Genomic DNA, 2,987 nt, shown 5'->3' on the forward strand with positions numbered 1-2,987 from the left:
AAATTAACCAATTCGCGGCGATTTGCCGCAAGATGCTACGGGAGGCAGAATGTTAGAGCTCACGGAGAGACGATACACCGCAACACGCGGAACAACGCCAGAGAGCTATCAGTCGATAGAGATTACCCAAGAGGTACAACATGATCGGCAATATATCCTTTTTTCCCTCAATGAACGGCGCTGGCGCGACAAAGAGGAGGCCGTAGAATATCTTATTTGGGCTGCGAGCGTAATCGGGAATATACCATAAAAAAATTTTGCCTATTTCCAGTATCCCCTTAAAGTTTCATATCGTAGTAAATAAAATTATTGACACAGTGAAAGCATAGGTGTAGATTAGAGGGAAATAACAGCGGCACACTTTACAATGTAATGGTCGATGTTACGATTTAAAGTTTGGTTCAAATTGAAGCGCTGACTTGCTGGGAAGAGCCGGTCTGAGTACAATTTTAGTAGTAGTGCAAAAGCCCCGAATTAGTGACGCTTCCCCGTCACGGTTTGGGGTTTTTTGTTGCCAGTGTTTATGCAATATTGGAGATTTTATATATGAAAAGTGGCTATATTAAATTGTGGAGAAAACTTGAAGATTCTCCAATTTTTATGAACTCCGAAGCCGTTCACCTTTTTATTTATTTACTTATTAAAGCATCAAGATCTGAGAGAAAAACGGCCTACAAAACAACCGTGATTAATCTCCTGCCTGGTCAGCTTGTCACTGGCAGGAAGAAACTATCAGAAGCTACGGGCATAAATGAGTCAAAAGTCTATCGAATCCTTGAACTACTAAAAAGTGAACAGCAGATCGAACAACAAACGAACAGCAAATACTCAATAATAACAATATGTAACTGGTCAATGTATCAGGAAAGTGAACAACAAACGAACAACAAACGAACAACAAATGAACAACAAATGAACACTATACAAGAAGTTAAAGAATTAAAGAATGGAAAGAAAGAATCTAAAGCGGGTCGATTCACACCACCAACGATTGAAGAGGCAAGGAATCATTTTTTACACCTAAATGCCGCCGATGAGTCAGAAGCCTTTTATCACCACTTCCAATCTACCGGATGGAAATTGAAGGGAGGCCAGAAAATGGCATCTTGGCAATCGGCAATCGTCAACTGGATAAAGCGCGATTTCAGCGGAATACAGGAACGGCACAAAATTGTAGAAGCGCCCCCCGCCCCAGTTGGTAGCGTCTACATCCCAAAGAACGAAGCCGAACGCCGCACACTAGAAACCCTGAGACGCTACGAGGAACAGGCCGCGAGATATGAGTGAAAAAATCGATCAGACACAGGCGGCTATTATTGGACTACTACTCCTCTACCCTGAACGGATTGCTGAAGTCGATGAAGCTGTATGTGAGGAATGGTTCACCGGATATTACAGGAAAGCTTTTGTTTACCTTGTCGAACATGGGGGAGCCGACCCTGTTTCAGCTGCCGCCGCAATAGGATTGCCTACCGAAAAAGTCAACGAGTGGATTGAGTGCGAATTTTCAGCAATATATCTTCCGCAACATATTGCCAATCTCGAAAAAGAGGGAGCTATCCGAAAGATCCGATATCTAGGTCAAAAGTTGAGCAAGACAACGAATCCAGAAGAATCATTTTCTCTTATTGAGCGTTTTAATAACTCATTCACGAACAAAGACAAGACCGCTCCGATCCATATAAAAGAAGGTTTGAGGAAACTTGTTGAAACGATGGAATTACAGCGGGCGCAAGAGGGGATCATGGGGATGACCTATGGGATAGCTGAACTCGATGCGGTGACTGAAGGGATGCACAAAGGCGATTTGGTAATCGTCGCCGCTCCATCGTCGATGGGGAAAACAGCCTTTGCGATGGGAGCAATGGAGAGTGCCGCAACCAAGGGGTTTAAAGCTCTGTGCTTCTCTTGTGAAATGACCATTGACCAACTTCTCCGCCGTTCAGTTGCTTCTCATTCATCTGTCCCGATGGGGGCGATCCGCGCCAGCCGCCTTGACTACGGGCAATATAAAAAACTCCATAACTCGATTATTGAAATGTCGAAATGGAACATTCTCATGGATGACCCAGCCGGGATCAGCCTGTCAGAACTCACACGCAAGGTGAAGACGGCGGCAAAGGCCGGAATAGATTTAGTCTTGATCGACTACCTCCAACTGATGAAATATGACAAGGACAAAGAAAACAAGGAACTGGACATTATCACCACAGGTTTAAAGCATCTTGCCAAAGAGCTGAACATCTGCATTCTCTGTCTATCACAGCTAAACCGTGAATCCGACAAAGCGAACCGAAAGCCGCGCATGACTGACCTTAGAGGGTCTGGGATGATTGAGAACAACGCCGATGTCATTCTATTCCCTTACCGCGAGCATGCCAACTGCGAAAAATGTCAACAGAAGATTGAGGACGGAAGCCACAGCACACAGCTCCACCAAAGCGTGGCAGAAATCGTGATAGGAAAACAGAGACAAGGGGAGCGCAACGTGTCAGTCAAGGCGGTTTGGGTAGGATCGAGGGTGCGATTTATTGGAGAGAATGAACCAATAATGAAAGACGACGGAGATATACCATCATGGGTATGACCATGCACATCAGCATAAAGCGCTCAGATGGTTGGCAGGAAGCCCCGCCCCACTACCTGGCCGGGTATAATTTTTCCGGGGCCATGCTGGAATTACAAAACCGTGATGTTATCGCCAAGGTGGAAGGTGAGTTGGGAACGGTGATCATTTGCGGCACTCCCGGCCTTATCTCCGCCACAAGGGGAAAGCACACTGACGCGGTGCACATTTCCAGCGTGGCACAGTGGGAGGAGGGAACATGGACGCGCCGAAAGTTGGTCATTGATTTTGAGACATTCTCGGCAATTATTGAGAAACACTTCCCCCACCGTATGGCGGAATGGTTCCCGCAAACGTGGACGGACGCGATGAGGGCAATCGCCGCCGAAATGCACGATGCCAGCGTGATTGAAATAAAGGA

The 2,987-nt window shown here is 46.1% G+C and carries 3 protein-coding genes; all 3 read left to right on the forward strand.

The annotated features are described in order from the left end of the window. The first annotated feature begins 546 nt into the window (after positions 1-546). On the forward strand, positions 547-1,287 hold the full coding sequence (locus AC6F7T_RS00220) for a hypothetical protein (protein ID WP_500715932.1): 741 nt from the start codon (positions 547-549) through the stop codon (positions 1,285-1,287). Continuing rightward, positions 1,280-2,587, forward strand: coding sequence for a DnaB-like helicase C-terminal domain-containing protein (locus AC6F7T_RS00225; RefSeq protein ID WP_500715933.1), 1,308 nt, complete (start codon positions 1,280-1,282; stop codon positions 2,585-2,587). Before AC6F7T_RS00220 ends, AC6F7T_RS00225 begins: the two co-directional genes overlap by 8 nt. Beyond that, positions 2,578-2,987: hypothetical protein (locus AC6F7T_RS00230; protein WP_500715934.1), on the forward strand; the 410-nt coding region annotated here is incomplete at its 3' end. The genes AC6F7T_RS00225 and AC6F7T_RS00230, both read left to right, overlap by 10 nt.

It is taken from the genome of Pelovirga sp. (genome assembly GCF_059864205.1).